This is a genomic window from Methylotetracoccus oryzae, from assembly GCF_006175985.1.
Taxonomy (GTDB): Bacteria; Pseudomonadota; Gammaproteobacteria; order Methylococcales; family Methylococcaceae; genus Methylotetracoccus; species Methylotetracoccus oryzae.
Genome location: NZ_SRSH01000001.1, coordinates 27,439 through 50,569, shown reverse-complemented (window position 1 = coordinate 50,569; position 23,131 = coordinate 27,439). Strand labels below are relative to the sequence as shown.

At 62.3% G+C, this 23,131-nt stretch carries 23 protein-coding genes; 20 read left to right on the top strand and 3 right to left on the bottom strand.

Annotated elements, in window-relative coordinates; translation table 11 throughout:
- Window positions 1–35: 35 nt before the first annotated feature.
- Both sppA and BWR02_RS00220 read left to right on the top strand, forming a co-directional pair.
- Complete coding sequence (gene sppA / locus BWR02_RS00225) at window positions 36–1,022, top strand: signal peptide peptidase SppA (protein ID WP_139555784.1); 987 nt, start codon at window positions 36–38, stop codon at window positions 1,020–1,022.
- A 17-nt stretch (window positions 1,023–1,039) separates the two neighbouring features.
- Window positions 1,040–1,657 carry an NUDIX domain-containing protein gene (locus BWR02_RS00220; RefSeq protein ID WP_139556179.1) on the top strand — a complete coding sequence of 206 codons (618 nt, stop codon included), beginning with the start codon at window positions 1,040–1,042 and terminating at the stop codon, window positions 1,655–1,657.
- Window positions 1,658–1,693: 36 nt separating this feature from the next.
- Here the strand turns inward: BWR02_RS00220 and glgA are convergent, their stop codons facing one another.
- Window positions 1,694–3,178 carry a glycogen synthase GlgA gene (glgA, locus tag BWR02_RS00215; protein ID WP_268921365.1) on the bottom strand — a complete coding sequence of 495 codons (1,485 nt, stop codon included), beginning with the start codon at window positions 3,176–3,178 and terminating at the stop codon, window positions 1,694–1,696.
- A complete protein-coding gene (gene glgB / locus BWR02_RS00210) occupies window positions 3,175–5,394 on the bottom strand; it encodes a 1,4-alpha-glucan branching protein GlgB (protein ID WP_236101777.1) in 2,220 nt (739 codons plus the stop codon). Before glgB ends, glgA begins: the two co-directional genes overlap by 4 nt.
- 139 nt (window positions 5,395–5,533) lie before the next feature.
- On the opposite strand from glgB, the gene glgC reads away from it, so the two are divergent.
- The 18 genes from glgC to BWR02_RS00120 all read left to right on the top strand — a co-directional run bounded on the left by glgC (window position 5,534) and on the right by BWR02_RS00120 (window position 22,663).
- On the top strand, window positions 5,534–6,808 hold the full coding sequence (glgC, locus tag BWR02_RS00205) for a glucose-1-phosphate adenylyltransferase (protein ID WP_139555782.1): 1,275 nt from the start codon (window positions 5,534–5,536) through the stop codon (window positions 6,806–6,808).
- A gap of 172 nt (window positions 6,809–6,980) precedes the next feature.
- The gene (gene malQ, locus BWR02_RS00200; RefSeq protein ID WP_236101775.1) at window positions 6,981–8,558 is read left to right on the top strand and encodes a 4-alpha-glucanotransferase; all 1,578 of its coding nucleotides are present in this window, start codon (window positions 6,981–6,983) and stop codon (window positions 8,556–8,558) included.
- A gap of 81 nt (window positions 8,559–8,639) precedes the next feature.
- Window positions 8,640–9,152 (top strand): YceD family protein, encoded by a 513-nt coding sequence (locus BWR02_RS00195; RefSeq protein ID WP_139555781.1) that lies wholly within the window; start codon window positions 8,640–8,642, stop codon window positions 9,150–9,152.
- 20 nt (window positions 9,153–9,172) lie between these two features.
- On the top strand, window positions 9,173–9,364 hold the full coding sequence (gene rpmF, locus BWR02_RS00190; RefSeq protein WP_129882516.1) for a 50S ribosomal protein L32: 192 nt from the start codon (window positions 9,173–9,175) through the stop codon (window positions 9,362–9,364).
- Between the two features lie 60 nt (window positions 9,365–9,424).
- The gene (plsX, locus tag BWR02_RS00185; protein ID WP_268921371.1) at window positions 9,425–10,450 is read left to right on the top strand and encodes a phosphate acyltransferase PlsX; all 1,026 of its coding nucleotides are present in this window, start codon (window positions 9,425–9,427) and stop codon (window positions 10,448–10,450) included.
- Window positions 10,447–11,412, top strand: coding sequence for a beta-ketoacyl-ACP synthase III (locus tag BWR02_RS00180; protein ID WP_139555779.1), 966 nt, complete (start codon window positions 10,447–10,449; stop codon window positions 11,410–11,412). Before plsX ends, BWR02_RS00180 begins: the two co-directional genes overlap by 4 nt.
- Window positions 11,413–11,432: 20 nt before the next feature.
- A complete protein-coding gene (fabD, locus tag BWR02_RS00175) occupies window positions 11,433–12,383 on the top strand; it encodes an ACP S-malonyltransferase (RefSeq protein WP_139555778.1) in 951 nt (316 codons plus the stop codon).
- Window positions 12,380–13,117 carry a 3-oxoacyl-ACP reductase FabG gene (gene fabG / locus BWR02_RS00170; RefSeq protein WP_139555777.1) on the top strand — a complete coding sequence of 246 codons (738 nt, stop codon included), beginning with the start codon at window positions 12,380–12,382 and terminating at the stop codon, window positions 13,115–13,117. Before fabD ends, fabG begins: the two co-directional genes overlap by 4 nt.
- A 231-nt stretch (window positions 13,118–13,348) precedes the next feature.
- Entirely contained in the window at window positions 13,349–13,579 is a 231-nt protein-coding gene (acpP, locus tag BWR02_RS00165) for an acyl carrier protein (RefSeq protein ID WP_129882511.1), read from the top strand.
- Between the two features lie 79 nt (window positions 13,580–13,658).
- The gene (gene fabF, locus BWR02_RS00160; RefSeq protein ID WP_139555776.1) at window positions 13,659–14,900 is read left to right on the top strand and encodes a beta-ketoacyl-ACP synthase II; all 1,242 of its coding nucleotides are present in this window, start codon (window positions 13,659–13,661) and stop codon (window positions 14,898–14,900) included.
- Window positions 14,901–15,024: 124 nt separating this feature from the next.
- A complete protein-coding gene (pabC, locus tag BWR02_RS00155; protein WP_139555775.1) occupies window positions 15,025–15,858 on the top strand; it encodes an aminodeoxychorismate lyase in 834 nt (277 codons plus the stop codon).
- Entirely contained in the window at window positions 15,855–16,859 is a 1,005-nt protein-coding gene (mltG, locus tag BWR02_RS00150) for an endolytic transglycosylase MltG (RefSeq protein ID WP_139555774.1), read from the top strand. Before pabC ends, mltG begins: the two co-directional genes overlap by 4 nt.
- Window positions 16,852–17,478, top strand: a complete 627-nt coding sequence (gene tmk, locus BWR02_RS00145) for a dTMP kinase (protein ID WP_139556176.1) — start codon at window positions 16,852–16,854, stop codon at window positions 17,476–17,478. Before mltG ends, tmk begins: the two co-directional genes overlap by 8 nt.
- The gene (gene holB / locus BWR02_RS00140) at window positions 17,462–18,460 is read left to right on the top strand and encodes a DNA polymerase III subunit delta' (RefSeq protein ID WP_162559950.1); all 999 of its coding nucleotides are present in this window, start codon (window positions 17,462–17,464) and stop codon (window positions 18,458–18,460) included. Before tmk ends, holB begins: the two co-directional genes overlap by 17 nt.
- A gap of 19 nt (window positions 18,461–18,479) precedes the next feature.
- On the top strand, window positions 18,480–18,836 hold the full coding sequence (locus BWR02_RS00135; protein WP_139555772.1) for a PilZ domain-containing protein: 357 nt from the start codon (window positions 18,480–18,482) through the stop codon (window positions 18,834–18,836).
- 50 nt (window positions 18,837–18,886) lie between these two features.
- On the top strand, window positions 18,887–19,663 hold the full coding sequence (locus tag BWR02_RS00130; protein WP_139555771.1) for a TatD family hydrolase: 777 nt from the start codon (window positions 18,887–18,889) through the stop codon (window positions 19,661–19,663).
- A gap of 119 nt (window positions 19,664–19,782) precedes the next feature.
- A complete protein-coding gene (locus BWR02_RS00125) occupies window positions 19,783–20,961 on the top strand; it encodes a polysaccharide deacetylase family protein (RefSeq protein ID WP_139555770.1) in 1,179 nt (392 codons plus the stop codon).
- 397 nt (window positions 20,962–21,358) lie between these two features.
- Window positions 21,359–22,663 carry a porin gene (locus BWR02_RS00120; RefSeq protein WP_139555769.1) on the top strand — a complete coding sequence of 435 codons (1,305 nt, stop codon included), beginning with the start codon at window positions 21,359–21,361 and terminating at the stop codon, window positions 22,661–22,663.
- 254 nt (window positions 22,664–22,917) lie between these two features.
- On the opposite strand, the gene BWR02_RS00115 is transcribed toward BWR02_RS00120, so the two are convergent.
- Window positions 22,918–23,124 (bottom strand): (2Fe-2S)-binding protein, encoded by a 207-nt coding sequence (locus BWR02_RS00115; RefSeq protein ID WP_139555768.1) that lies wholly within the window; start codon window positions 23,122–23,124, stop codon window positions 22,918–22,920.
- Between the last annotated feature and the right edge of the window lie 7 nt (window positions 23,125–23,131).

Sequence of the window (23,131 nt, the reverse complement as noted above, 5' to 3'; positions counted from 1 at the left end):
TCCGGTTTACTTTACAAACCCCGACACGGAATACGATGAACGAGGAAAACGCCCAGACCCATTCACACAACACCCCCAGCGGAACGGAGCCGAGCCCCTGGGAGCGCGGTGTCCTCGAGAAAGTGCTGCTGGAATCCATCCGCGAGCAGCGGATCGCGCGGCGTTGGAATATCGGTTTCAAGCTGGCGTTCCTGGCTTATATCGGAATCGCGCTATGGGCCGCGTTCAAGCCGCTTTCCTCTGCGCGTCCGGGGGGCGGCAAGGATCACACCGCGGTCATCAAGATCGAGGGACTGATTGCGGACGGCAGTCGCGCCAACGCCGACGCGATCATTCGGGCGCTGAAAGGCGCGGCCGAGGACGCGGGCACCAAGGGCATCATCCTGAAGATGAACACGCCCGGGGGTACGCCGGTTCAGGCGGCCTATGTGTTTGAGGCGGTTCGGACCCTCAAAAAGGATCATCCGAAATTGCCGGTCCATGCCGTCGTGACCGATCTATGTGCGTCCGGTGGTTATTACATCGCCGCGGCGGCAGACAAGATCTTCGTGAACCCTTCCAGCATCGTCGGTTCCATCGGCGTCATCATGAATGGTTTCGGCTTCGTCGGCGCGATGGACAAGCTCGGCATCGAACGGCGCGCGTTGACCGCGGGCGACCACAAGGCGCTGCTCGATCCGTTCCGGGCCATACAGCCGGCCGAGCAGGCGCACGTGCAAACCGTTCTGGACGGCATCCATCAGCAATTCATCGCAGCAGTCAAGGAGGGTCGGGGTGCGCGTCTGAAGGACAACCCCGAGCTGTTCTCGGGCTTGATCTGGAGCGGCCCCGAGGCTGTCGCGCTGGGGCTGGTCGATGGCTATGGTGATGTGCGGTCGGTTGCGGAAAAAGAGATCGGAGCCGCCGAGCTTGCCGACTTTACCGAGACGGAGGACTGGTTCGAGCGCTTGTCGCAGCGTGTCGGCACCACGTTTGCCGCGTTGCTGTGGAAAAACCAGTTGCTGACGGCAACCCTGCGCTGAGCAAGGACGCTGTCGCGATGGACAAGGCCTTTTCGGTCGTGGAGGAAGAAACCGTCTACCAGGGCTTCTTCAGCCTGATTCGTTACCGGTTCCGCCATACGTTGTACCGCGGCGGGTGGTCCGAGGTCCTGGAGCGCGAGCTGTTTCATCGTGGGCGCTGCGTCGCGGTGATCCCCTACGATCCGAGACGGGATCGAGTGGTGTTGATCGAGCAGTTCCGTGTGGGCGCGATGAAGACCGAGCAGGATCCGTGGTTGCTGGAGATCGTCGCCGGGGCGATCGAAGAGGGTGAGGAACCGCCGGAAGTCGCGCACCGTGAGGCTCTGGAAGAAGCGGGCTGCACGCTCGACGAACTGATTCCGATCTATGAGTTCTTCACGACGCCGGGTGGATGTTCCGAAAAGCTGACGCTGTTCTGTGGGATCGTCGACGCGAGTCAGATCGGCGGCCATTACGGACTGCCGGAGGAACAGGAGGACATCTGGGTCCGCGTCGTCGATTACCAGGACGCGATCGATCTGCTTGCGCAGGGCAAAATCGATTCGGCGATCCCGATCGTGGCCCTGCAGTGGCTCGCGTTGAACCGGGACCAACTCCGAACGCGTTATGGCGCGCTGAACGATCCCGGGCTCTGAACTCCGGTGGACTGGCGTGGCGGCCTTGCGCCGCGCTCAAGTCCGGAAATGCGCTCCGGCCGATTCCTTCGCCTGCTGGCAGGAAAGCACCGCAGCGCGATACAACTCCAGGTATTGCCGGGCGCTTTGCCGCCACGAAAAATCCTTGCACATGCCGGTACACTGCAGTTTCCGCCACGCTGCCGGCTGACGATAAATCACCAGTGCCCGCTGCACGGCCTTGACCAGTGCCGATGGGGTCGGTTCGTGAAACAAGATGCCGCTGGCCCGGCCCAGCGTCAGATTGGTCGGGTTGGCATCCTCGACCGTGTCGGCCAGGCCGCCGACGCGCCGGACCACCGGCACGGTACCGTAACGCTGGCTGTACATCTGGTTCAGGCCGCAAGGTTCGAAGCGCGACGGCATCAGGAACAGATCGGCGCCGGCCTCGACCCGGTGAGCGAGCGCCTCGTCGTAGCCAATCCGCACGCCGATCTGGCCCGGATAGCGCCTTACGGCCTGCAGCAGTCGCTGTTCGTAGACCGGATCGCCGGTTCCGAGCACTGCCAGTTGCACCCCGGCTTCGATCAGTTCCGGGATCGCCTCGACAACGAGGTCGATCCCTTTCTGCTGGACGAGACGCCCGACCAGCACTGCCAGGGCGCGGTCCGGTGCGTCATGCAGTGCGAATTCGCGCCGCAATGCCGTTTTGTTGAGTGCTTTCTGATCCAGTGATGTCACGTCGAATCGGGCCTCGATCAACGGGTCGCTGGCCGGGTTCCAGTGTCCGTCGTCGATGCCGTTCAGGATCCCGCGCAGGTCGTTGCGGCGCTTCCTCAGGAGACCTTGCAGGCCGCATCCGAACTCGTCGGTCTGGATCTCTTCGGCATAGGTCGGGCTGACCGTGTTGATCCGGTCCGAGAACACCAGCCCTCCCTTGATGAACGACATCTGCTCGTAGAACTCCAGGGCGTCCGGCGACCAGAGCCAGCGCGGCAGGCCGAGGCGGAGGAAGACGTCATGCGGGAACAACCCCTGATAGGCCATGTTGTGAACCGTGAAGACGGTTGCCGGGCGCGCCGGCTCATCGGCCAGCAAGGGCGGAATCAGCCCCGTTTGCCAGTCGTTGCAGTGCACCAGTTCAGGCTTCCAGCCCAGGCCCACACGGTCCATCGCGATGTCGACGGCTGCCCGACACAGAAACGCGAAGCGCTCTGCGTTGTCGAGCCATGGCGAGCCGTCCGGCGCCAGGTAGGGGTTGCCGGGGCGCTCGGAGAAGTCCGGATGAACGAGCAGCCAGATCGGTACCGAAGTCTCAGGGATCGTCCCCTCGACGAGGCGGAGTTCCGTCCCGGCCTGGACGATGGTGATTTCGCGGGTGTGTGCCAAGGCCGTGAGCGTGTCGCCATAAGCCGGCGTCAGCACGCGGACATCCTGCCCCAGTGCGTGCAATGCGCCCGGCAGGCTGCTGGAGATGTCCCCCAGCCCGCCGGTCTTCATCAGAGGGAAGACCTCGCTGGAGACGAACAGGATTTTCTTCACGGTTCTGAGCCTTCCGCCGTCACCGGCCGGATTACGATGCCCGCCAGCGGCGGTAAGGTCAGACGCAAGGAGTAAGGTCTGCCCATCCATTCCCGAGTTTCGGCCTCGAGTTCGCCATTGGCAGTGCCGCTGCCGCCATACACGGTGGCGTCGGAGTTCAGGACCTCGCGGTAGCGGCCGTCCAGCGGGACGCCGATACGGTAATCGTAGCGCGGCACCGGGGTCAGGTTCAGGACGGTCACCGTGAACTCTTCGCCGTTGCGGCGCAGGTAGCTCAGCACCGACTGCGTTGCATCATGGCAGTCGATCCATTCGAAACCCTGGCCCTCGAAATCGTGATAGTGCAGGGCGGAATCCTCACGATAAAGGGCGTTCAGGTCTGCGACGAGTCGCTGTACGCCTTTGTGCAACGGGTATTCGAGCACGTACCAGTCCAGTTCGCGGTCGAAGTCCCATTCTTCGCCCTGGCCGAACTCGCAGCCCATGAAGAGCAGCTTCTTGCCCGGATAGGTAAACATGTAGGTGTACAGGGCGCGCAGGTTGGCGAAGCGTTGCCACTCGTCGCCGGGCATCCGGTGCAGGAGTGAGCGTTTGCCGTGCACGACCTCGTCATGCGAGAAAGGCAGAATGAAATTCTCGGTGAACGCGTACAACAGGCCGAAGCTCAGCATGTCGTGATGGTAGTGGCGGTGCACCGGGTCCTTCCCCATGTAGACCAGGGAGTCGTGCATCCAGCCCATGTTCCACTTCATCGAGAAGCCGAGACCACCCGTCCAGGTGGGCCGTGTGACCTGGGGCCAGGCCGTGGACTCCTCGGCCATGATGAGCACGCCCGGATGCTGCTGATGGGTTACGGTATTGAGATCGCGCAGGAAGGCGATTGCCTCGAGATTCTCGTTGCCGCCATACTTGTTCGGAATCCAGTCGCCCGGCTGTCGGGAATAGTCGAGGTAGAGCATGGACGCCACGGCATCGACCCGCAGGCCGTCGAGATGGAACTCTTCCAGCCAGAAAAGTGCGCTGCCGATCAGGAAGTTACGGATCTCATTGCGGCCGTAGTTATAGATCAGCGTACCCCAGTCGCGGTGCTCGCCCAGCCGGGGATCGGCGTGCTCGTACAGCGCGGTGCCGTCGAAGTTCGCCAGGCCGTGCGCATCCTTCGGAAAATGCGCCGGAACCCAGTCCAGCATCACACCCACGCCCTGCTGGTGGCAGTAGTCCACGAAGTAACGGAAATCGTCCGGATCACCGAAGCGGCGTGTCGGCGCGAAATAGCCGGTGGTCTGATAGCCCCAGGAGGCGTCCAGGGGATGTTCGGTAATCGGCAGTAGTTCGATGTGCGTGAAACCCTGCGCCTTGACGTACGGAACCAGTTGGGCCGCCAGTTCGCGATAGCCGATGAACTCACCGTCTGCCGTGCGGCGCCAGGAGCCCAGGTGCACCTCGTAGATCGACAGCGGTTCATGCAGCCAGTCCCAGGTTTGGCGGGCTTCGATCCAAGCCCCGTCGGACCACGGGTAGGGCTCACCGCTGCGGACGATCGACGCCGTGTTGGGGCGCAGTTCGAATTCCTGTCCGTAAGGGTCTGTCTTCAGCAGGATGCTGCCGTATTGCCGGTTTCGGATCTCGAACTTGTAGAGCGTGCCGCTCGGCAGTTCGGGAATGAACAGTTCCCAGACTCCGCTGCTACCGTGGATCCGCATCGGGTGCCGGCGTCCGTCCCACTCATTGAAATCCCCGACGACGCTGACGCGCTCGGCATTCGGGGCCCAGGTCGCAAACAAGGTGCCCGGGATGCCATCGATCGTGTGCGGATGCGCGCCGAGAATCCGGTAGATGTGCCAATGCCGTCCTTCGCCGAACAGGTACAGGTCGAAGTCGGACAACTGTGGCGGAAACGTGTAGGGGTCGATATGGTTCTGTCGCTGACCTTGTTTGTCGAGCCAGTGCAGCCGGTAGTGGTAGGGGATTTCGAGGCCGCTGATGTCCAGTTCGAAAAGGTCGGTTCCGGGGATCCGCGGGACCTCCGGGCCGCCTTCGCCAAGCGTGACGTGTTCGGCTTGCGGAAGAATCACCCGGACCAGATCGGCGCCTTCGCGGCGGTGACGGCCGAGCGCCGAAAACGGGTCGTGGTGCCGGGCTTCGATCAGTCTGACGAGGTCTTCGGGAAGGTCGGAGCGGGTATGGAGGTGGGCTTGCCCTTCGCTCAGGTTCACTTGATCGATCCTCTAATAGTACAATTCGTCCGCCCAGCAGCCGACAACAGGCCTACCAGTTGACCGGCGATGGTAACAAATTTGAGCCCTTATTGCCCGCGCTCAAGGGGCCGTGAACCACTTGCATCGGGAGTTGCACATGCCAGGATCAAGCCATTCATCGCGTTTCGTCAGTCGCCTCACCCGGCAGAGCATGGCCTTGATCCTTGCCGGAGGACGCGGCTCCCGACTTCACAAACTCACGGAATGGCGGGCCAAGCCCGCGGTGCCCTTCGGCGGCAAGTTCCGTATCATCGATTTCGCGCTGTCGAACTGCCTCAACTCGGGTATTCGCCGCGTCGGGGTGCTGACCCAGTACAAGGCGGACTCGCTGATCCGTCATATCCAGCAGGGCTGGGGTTTCCTCCGGGCCGAGTTCGGCGAGTTCATCGATATCATGCCGGCCCAGCAGCGCCTGGTGGATACCTGGTATTCGGGTACCGCCGATGCCGTGTATCAGAACCTCGACATCCTGCGGCAGCGGGCGCCCGAGTATATCGTCGTGCTGGCCGGTGATCACATCTACAAGATGGACTACGGTCTGATGCTGGCCGCCCATGTCGAGAATCAGGCCGATCTGACGATCGGCTGCATGGAAGTAACGCTCGAAGAGGCCAGCGGTGCCTTCGGTGTCATGGATGTGGGCGAGGACTCCCGTATCCGGGAGTTCATCGAGAAACCGCTGAATCCGCCGCCGATGCCGGGTCGGCCGGATTACACGCTGGCCTCGATGGGAATCTACATCTTCAACACCGCCTTCCTGTTCGAGCAGTTGATCAAGGATGCCGATACGGTCGGCTCGAGCCACGATTTCGGTCAGGACATCATTCCGGCGGTGCTCAAGAACTACCGCGTTTTTGCATATCCGTTCCGTAACGTGCAGAGCGGCGTCCAGGCCTATTGGCGGGACGTCGGGACCCTGGACGCGTACTGGTCCGCCAACATCGAACTGATCGATGTCGACCCTGAACTGAACCTGTACGATAATGAATGGCCGATCTGGACCTATCAGGCGCAGACACCGCCGGCGAAGTTCGTCTTCGACGATCCCGACCGGAGAGGCATGGCGGTCGATTCCATGGTTTCCGGGGGCTGCATCATTTCGGGTTCTGAGGTCCGCCACTCGCTGCTGTTTTCGAATGTTCGCGTCAACAGCTTCTGCGTTGTGAAAGATTCCGTGATTCTGCCGGACGTCAACATAGGCCGGCACTGCCGGATTACCAAGGCGGTCATCGACAAGGGCTGCAATATTCCGCCGAACACCGTGATTGGTGAGGATCCGGCGGAAGACGCGAAGCGCTTCCATGTCAGTCCGGGTGGCGTAGTGCTGGTAACCCCCGATGACCTGGGCCAGAAACTGCATTACGCCAGGTGAGACCGCTGCCGCGACGTCTTAAGTATTCCGGGTACTCGTTGCGGTACGCTTTTCGGTTGGGGGGCGGTCGGCCGACTCAGGGGGCGGGGCGGTCCTGCCTCCGAGGTCTTAACCGCGAGCACGGGTTTCCGTGGTCGCGCCATTTGATCCGCAAGGGGGATATCAGTCCAGCGTGACACAGGCAAACAGTATTCTCGATCGCCGCCGTGCCGGGGTTCTTCTGCACATCACTTCTCTGCCCGGCGGGGCCGGCAACGGCGACCTCGGTGCCGATGCCCTTCGGTTCGTCGACTGGTTATCCGATTTGGGGCTTTCGATCTGGCAGACCTTGCCGATCAACCCGACCCATCCCGACGGTTCTCCCTACCAATGTTTGTCGGTGCACGCCGGCAGTCCGCTGCTGATTGATCCGCGCTGGTTCGTCGAGAAGGGCTGGCTGGCCCGATTCGATCCGGGTTCTACGCCGATCGAGACCGAGCGGGCCCGGCGGCAGGCCATCGCCGATGCCTTCAAGACTTTTCAGGGCCTGCCCGAAAGTACGCCCGAGCGCGTGGCATTCCGGGAATTCGTGGCCGACCACCAATGGTGGCTCGACGATTACGCGCTGTTCATGGCGGTGCGCGAAGAATGCGGTCAGGATCCCTGGCAACAATGGCCGGCCTCGCTGCGCGATCGGTGGCCGGCGGCTCTCGCCGTGGCGCGTCGCCGTCTGGCCGCGGACGTGTCGCGTTTTGAATTCGAGCAGTTCGTGTTCCATACGCAATGGAACGTCGTGCGGGACTACGCGCGACAGAAAGGCGTGCTGCTGTTCGGGGACATGCCGATCTTTGTCGCTGGCGACAGTGCGGACGTGTGGGCCTCGCGCCAATACTTCGATCTGACACCCGAGGGTCAGCCGCGTGTCGTGGCCGGTGTGCCGCCGGACTATTTTTCGGCGACCGGTCAGCGCTGGGGCAACCCGCACTACGACTGGGCGGTCATGGAGGCGGATGGTTTCCAGTGGTGGCTCGGTCGTCTGCGCAGCCAGTTCGCGCTGTACGACTGGGTGCGAATAGACCATTTTCGCGGATTCGAAGCTTACTGGGAGATTCCTGCGGATGCCGCAACGGCGATCGAAGGGCGCTGGGTCAAGGCGCCGGGGGAGCGTCTGCTGGAGACGGCACTGCGGACCTTTGCCCGGGACGGCACGGCGTTGCCGTTAATTGCTGAAGACCTCGGTGTGATCACCCCGGAGGTTGATGCGCTGCGCGACCGTTTCGCACTGCCTGGCATGAAGATTCTCCAATTCGCATTCGATGGCGGTCCGGAAAATCCTTACCTGCCGCATAATTATCCGCCGAATTGTGTTGTCTATACCGGTACGCACGACAACGATACTACGGTGTCGTGGTTCGCCGGGCTCAAGCCGGAGGAGCAGCAACACGTTTACGCGTATCTCGGGTTTCCCGAGATTCCGATGCCCGAGGCCTTGATTCGCAGCGCGCTGGCGTCGGACGCTCGCCTGGCCATGATTCCGATGCAGGATCTGCTGGCTCTGGGTCCGGGGCATCGCATGAATACGCCCGGGACGCTCAGTGACGCCAACTGGCGCTGGCGCTTCGCATGGTCTCAGCTCTCCCCGCGCTCGTCGGCTATCGTGGCAGACTGGATCCGTCTCTACGGGCGCGCAGGTGATAAAGAGGAAGAGCCACTCGCACTGCAGCAGGAACAACGCCTCGATCTGAAGCCCGTGGCACGCCCGTGCCTCTGAGTCGGCGAAGGGTTTGGGCGGGCATGCGGGCAGTGTGGAGTTTTGACATGCGTTTCCAGTTCGCGCTATCATCCCGCGCTTATGTCGAAGGGGCTGCCGGACATCATCGATCCTGTCGACTTTGCTGAGAAGGGCAGGGTCGTCGCCGGAGCAATTCCCCTCTATGCAATGGAGCGCTTGCGTGATCAAGTGGTTGCGACCTCAGGGGAGGTTCGCTTCCGTTTGGAGTTTGCGAAAGAGGGTGTCGTGGTAGGGGCGCGTGGACGGGTCGAGGCCGAAGTGGTCTTGCAATGTCAATGCTGTCTCGGCGATCTGCCTTACGCCATCGATAGGGACGTGGTCCTCGGATTCGTCGGCTCCATCGAGCAGGCGGACCGGCTGCCCGAACCCTTCGAGCCCGTGATCCTCGACGAGCCGCGCGTTTTACGTGTTGCCGAGATCGTCGAAGACGAGATCCTGCTGTCGATTCCTCAGGTGCCCCGGCATGAGGTCTGCGAAACTGTCGAGCAAGAAGGGGTTGCAGGCGGGAAGGCAGAGCGGCGGCCGTTTGCCGATCTGGCGGGTTTGTTTCCATCCAATACGAAGCAGAATTAGGTAGGAGCTAGGTACAAGGTATGGCCGTACAACAGAACCGGAAAACTCGATCAAAGCGCGGCATGCGTCGTGCGCACGATGCGCTGCGTCCCGCGGCTCTGTCGCTGGAGGCCACGACTGGCGAAACGCATTTGCGCCACCACGTCAGTCCGGACGGCTACTATCGCGGTCGTCGCATCTTTACGCCGAAGAGCGAGGTCGAGGCCGAATAGGCTCGCTGCGTCGACGCCCTCCCCGCATTCTCGTCCACACGCTGCAGGTAGGTGCGCGTGATCTCGCCCACAACAATAGCTCTCGACGCGATGGGGGGTGACTTCGGTCCCCCGGTCGTGATTCCGGCTGCACTGGAGTGTCTGACCGCCAATCCGGCGTTGAGCCTGATCCTCGTTGGCGACGAGGCACAGGTGGCCCCCCTCGTGGGGGGCACGGAGCAGCGTTTCGGAGCGCGGCTGCGCGTGCATCACGCCTCGGAGCGCGTGGAAATGCACGAACTGCCATCGAAGGCGCTGCGGAACAAGAAAGACTCGTCGATGCGCGTGGCGATCAATCTCGTCAAGGACGGGACGGCCGATGCGTGCGTCAGTGCCGGTAACACCGGTGCGCTGATGGCGATCGCCAAGTTCGTGTTAAAGACCCTGCCGGGTATCGATCGTCCGGCGATCATCTCGGCTGTTCCATCAGTGGCCGGACATACCCATGTGCTGGACCTTGGGGCGAACGTCGATTGCTCGGCCGAGCACTTGCTCCAGTTCGCCGTCATGGGCTATGAACTCGTTCGCGCCGTTGAAGACAAGGACAATCCGCGCGTCGGGCTGTTGAATATCGGCGAGGAGGAGATCAAGGGTAATGAACAGGTCAAGCAGGCCGCGCGCCTGATCGCCGATTCGCATATCAACTTTGCCGGTTATGTCGAGGGTAACGACCTGTATTCCGGGTCTATCGATGTCGTTGTGACCGATGGTTTCGTGGGGAACGTTGCGCTGAAGACCAGTGAAGGTCTGGCCAAGATGATCAGCCAGCTGATGCGGCAGGAATTCGGGCGAAACTGGCTCACGAAGCTGGTCGGGCTGGCGTCGGTGCCCGTGCTCAAGTCCTTCAAGGACAGGATCGATCCCCGCAAATACAACGGGGCCACGCTGATCGGGCTGCGCGGCATCGTGGTGAAGAGTCACGGTAACGCCGATCGCATCGCTTTCGCGAATGCCATCATGATCGCTGCCAAGGAAGTCGAGAAGGCGGTACCGATGCGTATCGAGGAACGGATCGCCAGTATCTTTGCGGAGAGGAAATCCGCTTGACTCGGTTCGCGCGCATCGTCGGCACCGGTGGCTACGTGCCGGCAAAGGTCGTCACCAATGACGACATTGCCAAGACCGTCGATACCTCCGATGCATGGATCGTCGAGCGGACCGGCATCCGCGAGCGACGCGTGGCCGAGGAGTGGGAAACCGCCTCGAGCATGGCCGAGAACGCAGCCCGCGCCGCGATCGAGATGGCGGACATCGATCCCGACAGCATCAACCTGATCATCGTTGCAACCAGTTGCCCCGACCGCGTCTTTCCTAGTACCGCCTGTTTGGTACAGCAGCGGCTCGGGATAAGGCGCTGTGCGGCCTTCGACGTGCAGGCGGCGTGCTCCGGGTTCATCTTCGCACTCAGCGTCGCCGATCAGTATGTCCGTTCGGGACACGCCAAACGGGTGCTGGTGATCGGCAGCGAGATCAATTCGCGCATCGTCGACTGGAGCGACCGGAGTACCTGCATTCTGTTCGGTGACGGGGCCGGCGCGGTTTTGCTCGAGGCTTCGGACACGCCGGGGATCCTCAGCACGCATATCCACTCGGACGGTCAGTATCAGGATCTGCTCTTCCTGCCCAGTCGCTCGGCGCCCGGCACGAACGGGGACGAATCCGGCTTCCTGCAGATGCAGGGCAACGAGGTGTTCAAGGTCGCCGTCAACACCTTGGGGCGGATCGTCGACGAGACCTTGGCCCAGAACCACATGAAGAAGTCGGATATCGATTGGCTGGTGCCGCATCAGGCGAATATCCGGATCATCACGGCCACGGCGAAGAAGCTCCGGATGTCGATGGATCGGGTGGTCGTGACCATCGAGAAGCAGGGCAATACCTCCTCGGCCTCGGTGCCGCTGGCGCTGGATGCCGCAGTTCGCGACGGGCGTATCCGCCCAGGACAGAATATCCTGATGGAGGCCTTCGGCGGGGGGTTTGCCTGGGGTTCCGCGCTGGTTCGGTATTGAACGACGGAGACAGAGCAGACATGACAGTCGCATCCGAGCAGTTGGCCTTCGTGTTTCCCGGTCAGGGCTCCCAGTCCATCGGGATGCTGCGCAGCCTGTCCGAGGTCCGGCCCGAGGTCGAGAGCACTTTCGCAGAGGCCTCGGAGGTCTTGGGCCTCGATCTGTGGCGGCTCGTCAGCGAAGGTCCGGCCGAGGAACTGAATCGGACCGAAAACACACAGCCGGCGATGCTCGCGGCTGGCGTCGCGGTCTGGCGGATCTGGCAGGCCGAGTCGGACGCGCGTCCGGCCTGGATGGCCGGACACAGCCTGGGCGAGTACACCGCTTTAGTGTGTGGTGGACGCATCGCCTTCGCTGACGCCGTCCAACTGGTCCGGATGCGCGGCAAACTGATGCAGGAAGCCGTGCCTGAAGGTGTCGGTGCGATGGCGGCCTTGCTGAGTCTGACCGACGAGCAGGTCGGCCACCTGTGTCGGGAACTGTCGACCCCCGATGCGCTGGTCGCGGCCGCGAACTTCAATGCGCCAGGTCAGGTCGTCATTGCCGGGCATGCGGCAGCGGTTGCGACCGCCGTGGAACAGGCGAAACAGGCCGGGGCGAAACGGGCCATGATGTTGCCGGTCAGCGTGCCTTCCCACTGCGCGCTGATGAGCGATGCGGCCGGCAAACTGCGCGCCTTGCTGTCGTCCGTATCGATCGCTCCCTCAGTCGTGCGCGTCGTTCACAACGTCGATGTGGGCGAGCATCCGGATGCAGACGACCTCCGTGACGTACTGGCTGCGCAGTTGCACGAGTCGGTGCGGTGGACCGAGACGGTCCGCCATCTGGTCGGTCAGGGCGTGACACATATCGTCGAGTGTGGACCCGGAAAAGTGCTGGCCGGTCTGAACAAACGAATCGTCCCCGATTGCCGGTCGGTACCGATTCATGATCTGGAGAGCTTCGCTGTGGCACGGGAGTTGATGACATGAGCGAGACGATCGCAATAGTAACCGGAGGCAGCCGCGGCATCGGGCGCGCGATCGCGTTGCGTTTGGCTGCCGATGGTTTGATGGTGATTGCTACCGCAACCACGACCTCCGGGGCTGACGGTATTGGCGCGATGTTCGCCGAAGCGGGCTTGTCCGGCGTCGGTCGCGTGCTCGATGTTTCCGATGCGGCCTCGATCGAGCCCTTTCTGAAGTCGGTCACCGAGGAATTCGGCCCGCCGACTGTGCTGGTGAACAACGCCGGCATCACGCGGGACAATCTGCTGATGCGGATGAAGGATGAAGAGTGGGACGGGGTCATCCGTACCAACCTGTCCTCGGTATACCACCTGTGCAAGGGGTGCATCCGCGGGATGATGAAGGCCAAGACCGGGCGCATCGTCAATATCGGCTCCGTCGTGGGTGCGATGGGTAATGCCGGACAGACGAACTACGCGGCGTCGAAGGCGGGCATGATCGGATTCACGAAGTCACTGGCCCGGGAAGTCGGGTCTCGTGGCATCACGGTCAACGCGGTTGCTCCCGGTTTCATTGCGACCGACATGACCGAGGCGCTGCCCGAGGGACACAAGGCGGCGCTGCTCGGCAGCATTGCGCTGGGGCGTCTCGGGCAGTGCGACGAGATCGCCGCGGCTGTGGCCTTCCTCGTTTCCGATCAGGCGGCTTACATCACCGGCGAGACCCTGCATGTCAACGGCGGGATGCTGATGCCCTAGCGTGGGCTGCGGGTTCGGTGCGTGCCGCGGCGGGAGCCGCTGGCACACCGGGCGGCTGGAACTTGCCACGGTTCGAAGCGCGGACCGGGGGACCGTTCATCGAACGCCGTTTGCGCCGCGGCGGGCGAATTTTCAGTGGAGGTAAAGGGGTACATCCGTCGTCTTGTATTGATGAATGTTCCCTTTTACTATGTGCGCCTCACAGACAATGAGAACAATCGAGGATTTGAAATGAGCGACGTTGCAGAACGTGTCAAGAAGATCGTTGCCGAACAGCTTGGAGTGAAGGACGAGATTTCCAACGAAGCCTCCTTCGTGGACGACCTCGGCGCTGACTCGCTGGACACCGTGGAATTGGTCATGGCGCTCGAAGAGGAATTCGAATGCGAAATTCCGGACGAGGACGCCGAGAAAATCACCACTGTCCAGCAGGCCATCGATTACATCGAAAGCCACTCCTGAGTCTTCCCGACCCTCCTGCCATTTCCGCAACCGGGGCAGCCCCGGGGCGTTCCATCTTTTCGACCAAGCAGGTAGACCCTTGACCAAACGACGTGTCGTCGTCACGGGGCTCGGCATGGTGTCGCCTGTCGGCCTCACCGTTGCCGAGTCGTGGACCAACGTCCGGGAGGGGCGCGGCGGTATCGGCCCCATCGAATGCTTCGACGTTTCGGGTTTTGCAACCCGCATCGGAGGCAGCGTCAAGGGCTTCGATATTGCCCGCTACATCCCAGAGAAGGAAGCACGGAAAATGGATGTCTTCATCCATTACGGGCTGGCCGCCGGGTGTCAGGCGCTGGAGGATTCCGGCCTGACGGCCGAGCGGGACGACGCGGAACGGATCGGCGTCGCGATCGGCGCGGGCATCGGCGGCATCACCGGGATCGAAGAAGGTCACAACGCCTTCCTGAAAGGGGGCGCGCGGAAGATCTCTCCTTTCTTCGTACCGAGCAACATCATCAACATGATCTCGGGGAATCTGTCCATCAAATACGGACTGAAGGGCCCGAACATCGCGATCGTGACCGCCTGCGCGACCGGTACCCACAATATCGGCGAGGCCGCCCGGATCATCCAGTATGGCGATGCGGACGCGATGGTGGCCGGCGGGGCCGAGATGGCGACGTCTCCGACATCGCTGGGCGGGTTTGCTTCAGCGCGCGCCCTGTCCCGTCGCAACGACGATCCGGAGAAGGCCAGTCGACCCTGGGACCGGGACCGTGACGGATTCGTGCTCAGCGACGGTGCCGGTGTGGTCGTGCTCGAGGAACTGGAACATGCGCGGCGGCGCGGAGCGCAGATTTACGCCGAACTCATCGGTTATGGGACGAGTTCTGACGCCTACCATATGACGCAGCCATTGCAGGATGGCGAGGGCGCTGCACGATGCATGCGGTTGGCGTTGCGTGATGCTGCCCTGAACGCCGATGCGATTGATTACGTCAATGCGCACGGGACCTCGACACCGGCTGGTGATCTTGCCGAGACGCAAGCGATCAAGTCGGCCTTGGGCGAACATGCCTACCGGGTCCCGATCAGTTCGACGAAGTCGATGACCGGACACATGCTGGGCGCTGCCGGCGGAGTGGAGGCGATATTTTCCGTTCTGGCGTTGCGGGATCAGGTGATCCCGCCGACGATCAATCTCGATAACCCGGACCCGGAGTGCGATCTCGACTACGTGCCGCATGTGGCCCGCGAAGTCCCGCTCGAGGTTGCAATGTCAAACTCGTTCGGCTTCGGCGGCACGAACGGCACGCTGATTTTCAAGCGCTGGCGCTGAGCCTCCCAGTCGGTTTGAAGCCGGCCATGGTGTCGGCACGCCGGTGCGCAGGCCCGGCAGGATCGCATGAGCCGCTGCGAAGACTTGTCTCGCGTCGCGCAAGGTCTTTACGCAGATGAGTGCCATGCTGTTGATCAACGGCCGTTACGGTCACTGCATCGAGGCAGCAGACCGCGGCTTCCAGTACGGCGACGGCGTCTTCACGACTTTGCCGGTCTTGGCCGGACACCCGATTTTCCTCCCGCTTCATCTGATGCGTCTGGCTGGGGACTGTGGCCGGCTCGGTATCCCGTTTCCCGGGGCTTCCGTGCTGGAGCCCGAGGTCCGGCAATTGTGTCGTGTTCAGACTCATGGCGTACTGAAGATCCAGATCACGCGAGGGTCCGGCCCGCGTGGTTACCGTCCGACCGCCGATATGCCGCCGACGCGGGTTCTGAGTCTGCAGGAATACGTCAGCCAGTCACGCCAGGCATCGGAGTCGGGAGTGCGTGTGACGCTCTGCCGGTCCCGCCTTGGTATCAATCCTGCGCTTGCGGGAATCAAGCACATGAACCGGCTCGAGCAGATCCTGGCCCGCAGCGAGTGGGATGATGCGTTCGTTCAGGAGGGTCTGATGCTGGACAATGTCGGGTCCCTGATCGAGGGAACGATGTCGAATGTTTTCCTGGTTGTCGGAGGGCGCTTGGTGACACCCGACCTATCTGAATGCGGTGTGGCAGGTGTCATGCGTTCGGTCGTACTGGAGCTCGCAGCTGCTGGGGGAATTGGAACCGAAGTTCGGCGGGTGGCCGTCGATGAATTGGGCGCGGCCAGTGAGGTATTCCTGACCAACAGCCTGATCCGGATCTGGCCCGTCGTGGCATTGGACAACCTCGGCTGGACAGTGGGGCCGGTGACGCAGCGCCTTCATGGGCACCTCGAGGCCCGGATTCGCGCCGAAACCGGGAGCACGGCGTGAGTCGCTGGCGCTGGGCGGGTGTCGCCATTCTTTCGGCTGGCCTGCTGTTCCTTGCGGCACAGTTTCTCGGCGCAGTGAGGGCCGTTTCGGCAAATTCCAGCGAGACCATTTTTGAGATCCGCAAGGGCGATAGCGTGCGCGGGGTAGCGAGGCGCCTTCGCGCCGAGGGGATCTCCGAATGGCCGAAATGGCTGGTTTTCCAGGCCTACTGGAAAGGCGTGGCGCGCCATCTCAAGTACGGTGAGTACGCGATTCCTCCCCATGTCTCGATCGACCAGTTGCTCGCCTTGCTGGTGTCCGGAAAAACCCGTCACCACTCGATCACCTTCGTCGAGGGCTGGACCTTCGATCAGATCCTGAATGCGGTGCATGCCCATCCGGCCCTTGAGCACGCCTTGGCGGATCGAGGTCGCGACGAATTGCTCGCCGCCATCGGTCTGTCCGGAGAACATCCGGAGGGACGTTTTTTCCCGGATACCTACGTGTTCGCCAAGGGCTATCGGGATACCGAGTTGCTGCGAAGGGCCAACGAGAAAATGGCCTCGGTGCTCGAAGCGGAATGGCGCCAGCGACAGGATGGGCTGCCCTACGCGACGCCGACGGAAGCCTTGACGCTGGCATCGATCGTCGAGAAGGAAACATCGATCGATGCCGAGCGGCCTCGGGTCGCCGGTGTATTCGTACGCCGCCTGCGTCGCGGCATGCGATTGCAGGCCGATCCGACCGTGATCTACGGTATGGGAGCCGCTTATCGCGGTGACATCACGCGGCAGGCCTTGCTTTCGGACACACCCTACAACACCTACACCCGGGCTGGCTTGCCGCCGACCCCAATTGCGATGCCGGGGCTGGCGTCGCTGCAGGCGGCGCTGCACCCGGATGCGGGCGACAGCCTGTACTTCGTTGCCGCGGGTGACGGGTCCCACGTATTTTCGAGCACTCTGGCCGAGCATCAGCGCGCGGTAGCGGCATTCTTGAAGCAGCAACGGCATGATGAATAGCGGGCGCTTCATCACGCTGGAAGGCGGGGAGGGTGTCGGCAAGACGACCTGTCTCGAGGCTGTTGCCGAACGGATCCGGGCGTGGGGCCGTGAGGTCGTCGTGACACGCGAGCCGGGCGGGACGCAACTGGGGGAGGGACTGAGGGCGCTGCTGTTGCACGGCGAACACGTTTGCGTCGAGGCGGAATTATTGATGATGTTTGCCGCGCGTGTGCAGCACGTTCGAGAGGTCATCTGGCCTGCGCTGGCGCGGGGGTGCTGGGTCGTTTCCGACCGCTTCACGGATTCCAGCTATGCCTATCAGGGCGGGGGCCGCGGGGTTCCTGCGGCGAACCTGCGGTTTCTGGAGCAGTTCTTGCCGGGAGCGCTGCAACCGGACCTCACGCTGCTGCTGGACGCTCCGGTCGAGGTCGGCAGGGCTCGTGCGCTCGCGCGGGGCGGCACGGACCGTTTCGAGTCCGAGGCGCTCGTTTTCCAGGAGCGCGTGCGCGATGCCTATCTGGAGCGGGCCGCGGCATTCCCGGAGCGCATCGTCGTGATCGATGCCTCGGGTCCGGCCGGAGCGGTGCGATGCCACCTTCTCGCTGCGCTGGAGCAACGCTGTGCTTCCTGGCTCTGATCTGCTGACTGCCTTTCCATGGCTGGAGGGCGCCTGGTCTGCGCTGCGGACCTATCTCGCCGACGGACGGGTGCCGCACGCGCTGCTGGTGCATGGCCCCGCGGGGACGGGCAAGATGGAACTGGCGCGAGCTTTCGCCGCGCGCCGGCTGTGTACTTCGGAAAGAGGCGAGTTTGCCTGTGGCGAATGCGGGGCCTGTCGCCTGCTGGAGGCGGAGACGCATCCGGACTTCATGATCGTCGAGTCGCCGGAACCGGGCAAGGCGGTGAAGACGGATCTCGTCCGCGACATCATTGCATCGCTGTCGCTTCGGCCACAGTACGCCCATAATCGAATGGTGGTACTGCCAAGGGTCGACCGGTTGAATCGCTACGCCGCCAACAGCTTGCTGAAAACCTTGGAGGAACCGGATCTGCAAACCTGTTTCGTGCTGTTGGCGGAACAGCCCGGCGCCGTGCCGCCAACGATTCGGAGTCGCTGTCAGCGGGTGGCGGTGACCTTGCCGCCGCGTGCGGCGACCGAGGCGTGGTTGCGGAACCACGTGCCGTCGGAAGAGGCGCAGCTGCGTGTCATCGTCGCGCGAGGCGCTCCGCTGCTCGCTCGCAGCCTGGATTCCTCCCGTCTGGTCGCGCGGCGCGATATCCTGACATCTTTCGAAGCGCTGGCTACCGGTGCCGCGGACCCCATACAGGTCGCGGGCCGTTGGGAAAAGTTCGGCTCTGAGGAGTTGGTATCGTGCTTGATTTCCTGGCTGGAAGATCTCATTCGCCTGAAGATCGCGCCGGGTCCCCGTGCAGTGCACAATCCGGACCTTGGCTCGAGTCTGAGCACGCTCGCGGCCAGACTGAAACTACGTGCACTGTATCGCGTGCTCGATCTCGCCTTCGGCGCGAAGCGCGCGCTGTCCGGTCAGGCAAACCGCACACTGATGCTCGAAGAACTCGCGATAGCCTGTTGCCGGACTGCGCGCGGCGACCGGTGAGTGGACCGCGCCGCGTACGATGAACGAAGACAACTCCAGTGCCCGCGTAGGCATCTTGTCCGTCACGATCCGCGATAAGAGTGCGCTTTACGCGGCGTACATGCCGTACGTCAGAAATGGCGGCTTGTTCGTGGCAACCCACCGCAGCTATCAGGTCGGCGACGAGGTGATCCTGATCCTGTCCCTGATGGACGAGAGCGAACGCGTTACGGTGGCCGGGAAGGTCGTTTGGGTCACGCCGAAAGCGGCCGAAGGCTATCGCACGCCTGGTGTCGGAGTACAATTCGGCGACAACGACGGTGGCGCGACCCGCAGCCGCATCGAGAATTACCTGGCCGGTATCGTCGAGGCTGACCGTCCGACCTTTACGATGTAGTCCGGCAGGGCATCCAAGCCTGCGCTGCCAACGCTGTATGAGTACCGCCGATGCTCGTTGACTCCCATTGCCATCTCGATCGTCTGGACCTGACGCCCTACAGCGGAGACTTTTCGGGTGTCATCGAGCACGCTCACGCGGCCGGTCTCGGCCGTATGCTGTGCGTCTCGATCAATCTCGCCGACTACGTGGCGATGCGGCAACTCGTCGAGGCTTGGATGGAGATCGACGTGTCGGTCGGCGTCCATCCGAACGAAGGCGAGACGGCCGCCGCTACCGAGGCGGAACTCCTGGCGCTCGGCGCCGATCCGCGGGTTGTCGCCATCGGCGAGACCGGGCTCGACTACCATTGGCAGGACTGCCCGGTGGCCGTTCAGCAGGAGCGCTTCCGCGCTCACATTCGGGCGGCGCGGGCGCTGCAGAAGCCGCTGATCGTGCATTGCCGCGACGCGTCCGAAGATACCCTGCGGATTCTGCGCGAAGAGAACGCGGGCTCGGTCGGCGGTGTTTTTCATTGCTTCACCGGAGACTGGGCTGAAGCCAGTCAGGCGCTGGATCAGAACTTCCTGATCTCGTTCTCGGGCATCGTAACGTTCAAGAATGCCAGGGTGCTGCAGGACGTAGCGCGACGCGTGCCGCGCGATCGCTACCTGATCGAGACGGATGCGCCCTACCTCGCTCCGGCCCCGATGCGTGGCAAGCCGAACTACCCGGCTTACGTGGCCCATGTGGCCGATTTCATTGCCGGACTGCAGGGAGTGTCCGTGGCCCGGGTGGCCGAGGAGTCGGCTGCAAATTATTACGATTTGTTCAAACCCCGACATTAACTTTCGGGGAGGGGGCGGCACTCCAAGGCGCATGGCCCCCGGACCGAAACCCCGGACCGGTTGCGCTCTGCCGGTGCGGTTCGCTCGTTGCGTTCGCTTAAACAGCCGTCATTGCCGCCATGTCGACGATACACCACGCACTCGTTCTGAATCTCCATCAACCGCCCGGTAATCTCGACTACTTGTTGTCCGAGGCGCCCTGGGAGGCCAAGGAAATCTTGTTCGCCTACGATCGGATGGCACGCGCCCTGTGGGACTACGAAGGGCTTGCGCGCGTTCATCTGTCGCTCTCGGGTACCCTGCTCGAAGACCTTGCAAACCCGGACTTCCAGTCCCGGACCTACGGCATCGTCGATTGCGGTTCGGTGCTTTGGCACCTACAGAATCGCGAACTGTTCGAGATTCTCGGGACCGGATACTACCATCCCGTGTTGCCGCTGATCCCGGAGCAGGACCGGGGCGAACATTTGTCACGTTGGCTTGCAACGGCCCGCCACCTGTTCTGGCGGGAGCGCTTCGATGGGTTTTGGCCGCCTGAGATGGCGTTCTCGATGGAGCTGATTCCGCTCCTCAAGCGCTATGGCTACCGCTATGTGATCGTCGACAGCGAGCATGTCGAACCGCTGACGGACATGCGTTGGGAGGAGGTGCGCTATCGGCCCCATATCGCGACCCATGGCGACGATTCGATCGTGGTCATCGTGCGCGATCGGGAACTGTCCGATGCCCAGGAATCAGGCATGGAGTATTCGTGGTTTCTCCGGGAAGTAGAGGAGCGTACGCGTTGGTGCGACTTCCCGCCGCTGGTCACGACCTGCACGGATGGCGAAAACGGTGGCTGGTTTCGCAACACGAACATGGCCGCCAACTTCTGGGGCGCCTTTTACGCCGAATTGCTCGAACACACAAAGTCCGTCGGGCTGATCCGCCCGACGTTCATCACGGACTATCTGAACCGTTTTGGTGCGTATGGCGAAGTGCACGTGAAGACGGGAGCCTGGAATACCGGTTGGCACCACGGTCGGGACTTCACGCAGTGGACCGGTTCCCAATCGCAGCGTGATGCGCTTGCACGTGTCAACGCGGTAAGTCTGCTGGTAAACGCAGCCTTGGAGCGTGCCGCGAGCAAGGAGACACCGGCAGCGGAGCTTGATCGATGCGCCCTCGACGAAGCCTGGTGGCGCCTGCTGCGCGCCGAGACGAGTTGCAACTTCTATTGGGGCGAAGAATGGGTGCACCGGTGCCATGTCGATCTCGACGCCTGTGTTGACGCCCTGAATCGGTGCGGTCCGGCCTGACTTTTACCTCCGTCTGCGTCGCGCGTTGCGCAGGTCTCGCAGGCGCCGCGGCCTGCATCGCCCAGTTTGTTTCGATGGCGGCTCCCGCCGACTCCCACGAGTGGTCACGCTGGCCTGAGATACGCCTGGCGTCTCGCCGGTTGTGCCGCATCCAAGGGATGGGTTCCAAGCTTCAACCAACCGTGCCAGCCTTCGGCGAGCATGCTCCAGACCGTTAGCCCTTACTCCCCCGGTGCATTTTTGCAAAAGTTGTTGTGCTGGTGCAAAAATGGGACAAGCAGCCCCAATATGGTGCGTTTCTGTCTTCTGCTTGTCATGCATCGCTATACAAAACAGTCGACTGGCTTTTGGCATAAGGCGTGCAACGTACAACAGCGTGGAAAGTAAGGAGTTTTCGATGACAAAAAACAGAAACGCTGTCTCGGGCTTGGCCCCCATTATCTGCGGGCTACTGTCCGCCGCGATCGCGGTCCCCGGGCTGGCGAAAGACATCGGCGAGACGACCGGCTTCGCCGACTGGGCGTTCGGGGATCCGAACGAGAGCGACTTCATGAAGAATCTGGGGTTGAAGATTGGCGCCTGGATCAACGTGGGTGTCAGCACGAACTTCAACAACTCGCCGGGCAATTTCAACGGTCCGGTGACGTTCGGCGACCGTACCGGTGAATTGCAGCTGAACCAGACCTACTTCTATATCCAGCGTGAGGTCGCCGGCGAGGGCGACGACTGGGATGTGGGTTTCCGCGGCGACTTCATGTTCGGTACCGATGCCATCTTCACCCAGGCCTACGGCGCCCCGCAGGGACACTGGGACTTGAACCTGTGGAACGAGCGCTTCCTCGGCACGGCAATTCCTCAGGCCTATTTGGAAGTCTACGCCCCGTTCGGCAACGGCATCACGGCCAAGATCGGTCACTTCTATACGATCATCGGTTACGAAGTCGTGACCGCGCCGGATAACTTCTTCTACTCGCATGCGTACACCATGCAGTACGGCGAACCGTTCACGCATACCGGCGTGCTGTTCAGCTACAACATCGACGACCAGTTTTCCTTCACCGGCGGCGGCGTGACCGGCAGCCAGTTCGGTGGCTGGGACGGCGGCTTTGATCAGGGGATGAACAACTGGGCCTTCCTTGGCGGCTTGACCTACAAAAACACCGATTGGGGCACGACCCTGGCCGCCACCGGTACGGCTGGCGACGCCAACGGCAAGAACCCGAACAACGTCAGTATTTACAGCCTCGTCGCGCAGCAGGATATCACCGAGGACCTGCACTTTGTCCTCCAGCATGACCATGGCTTTGCCGATCAGGCGGCGATCGACGCATCCGGAAAGGTCCAGAACGCCACTTGGTATGGCATCAACTCGTATCTGTTCTACGACATGACCGACACCTTGGGTGTGGGTATCCGTGGTGAGTGGTTCCGCGATGACGACGGAACCCGCGTGTTCTCACCCGGTCGTACGCTCGGCCAGATCCAGCCAAACGCCTATGGATTCAACAAGCCAGCAAGCTATTACGAAGTGACGCTCGGCTTGAACTGGAAGCCGCTGCAGTGGGTCATGGTGCGGCCGAACATCCGCTACGACTGGTCGGATAGCGTCAACGCCTTCAACAATGGCGGCGCCGACGTTGGCTACCAGGGCAACCGCAAAGATCAGCTCCTGTTCTCCACGGACGTCGTTGTGACGTTCTGATCCTGGCGTGCCTTGGCGCACGCGGATTGATTATCGGTCGATTGGCGAGAACGACAGGGATGTCGCATTTACAGAGGGCCCACGGGCCCTCTTTTTCTTGATGCGTCAAATAAACTTTCGGGCAAAAGGATGAGGACCGCTGCGGGCAAGCCCGGAACCCGTCGCTCGGCCTCGCGCCGGCTGAGTATGGACGTCTTGGTGAGTGAGGACGACCTTCCTTAGTCCGGGGTGCAACCCTCGGCCTTTGGAAGAGGTCAGGACGACGCGGTCGCGCAGTTTTCGAAGCTTGCGCTTTCTTCCAGAGTCGAGCGCAGGATGCGCTTGGCCTCGGCGGCGCACTTGCCGCACTGGTCGCAACCGCCGACCTCGCGGCGCAGCGTGCGCATGTTGTACACGCCGCCTTCGGCAACCGCTCGGCGGATCTGGCTATCAGTAACCTTCTTGCAGATGCAAACGTACATGATACGG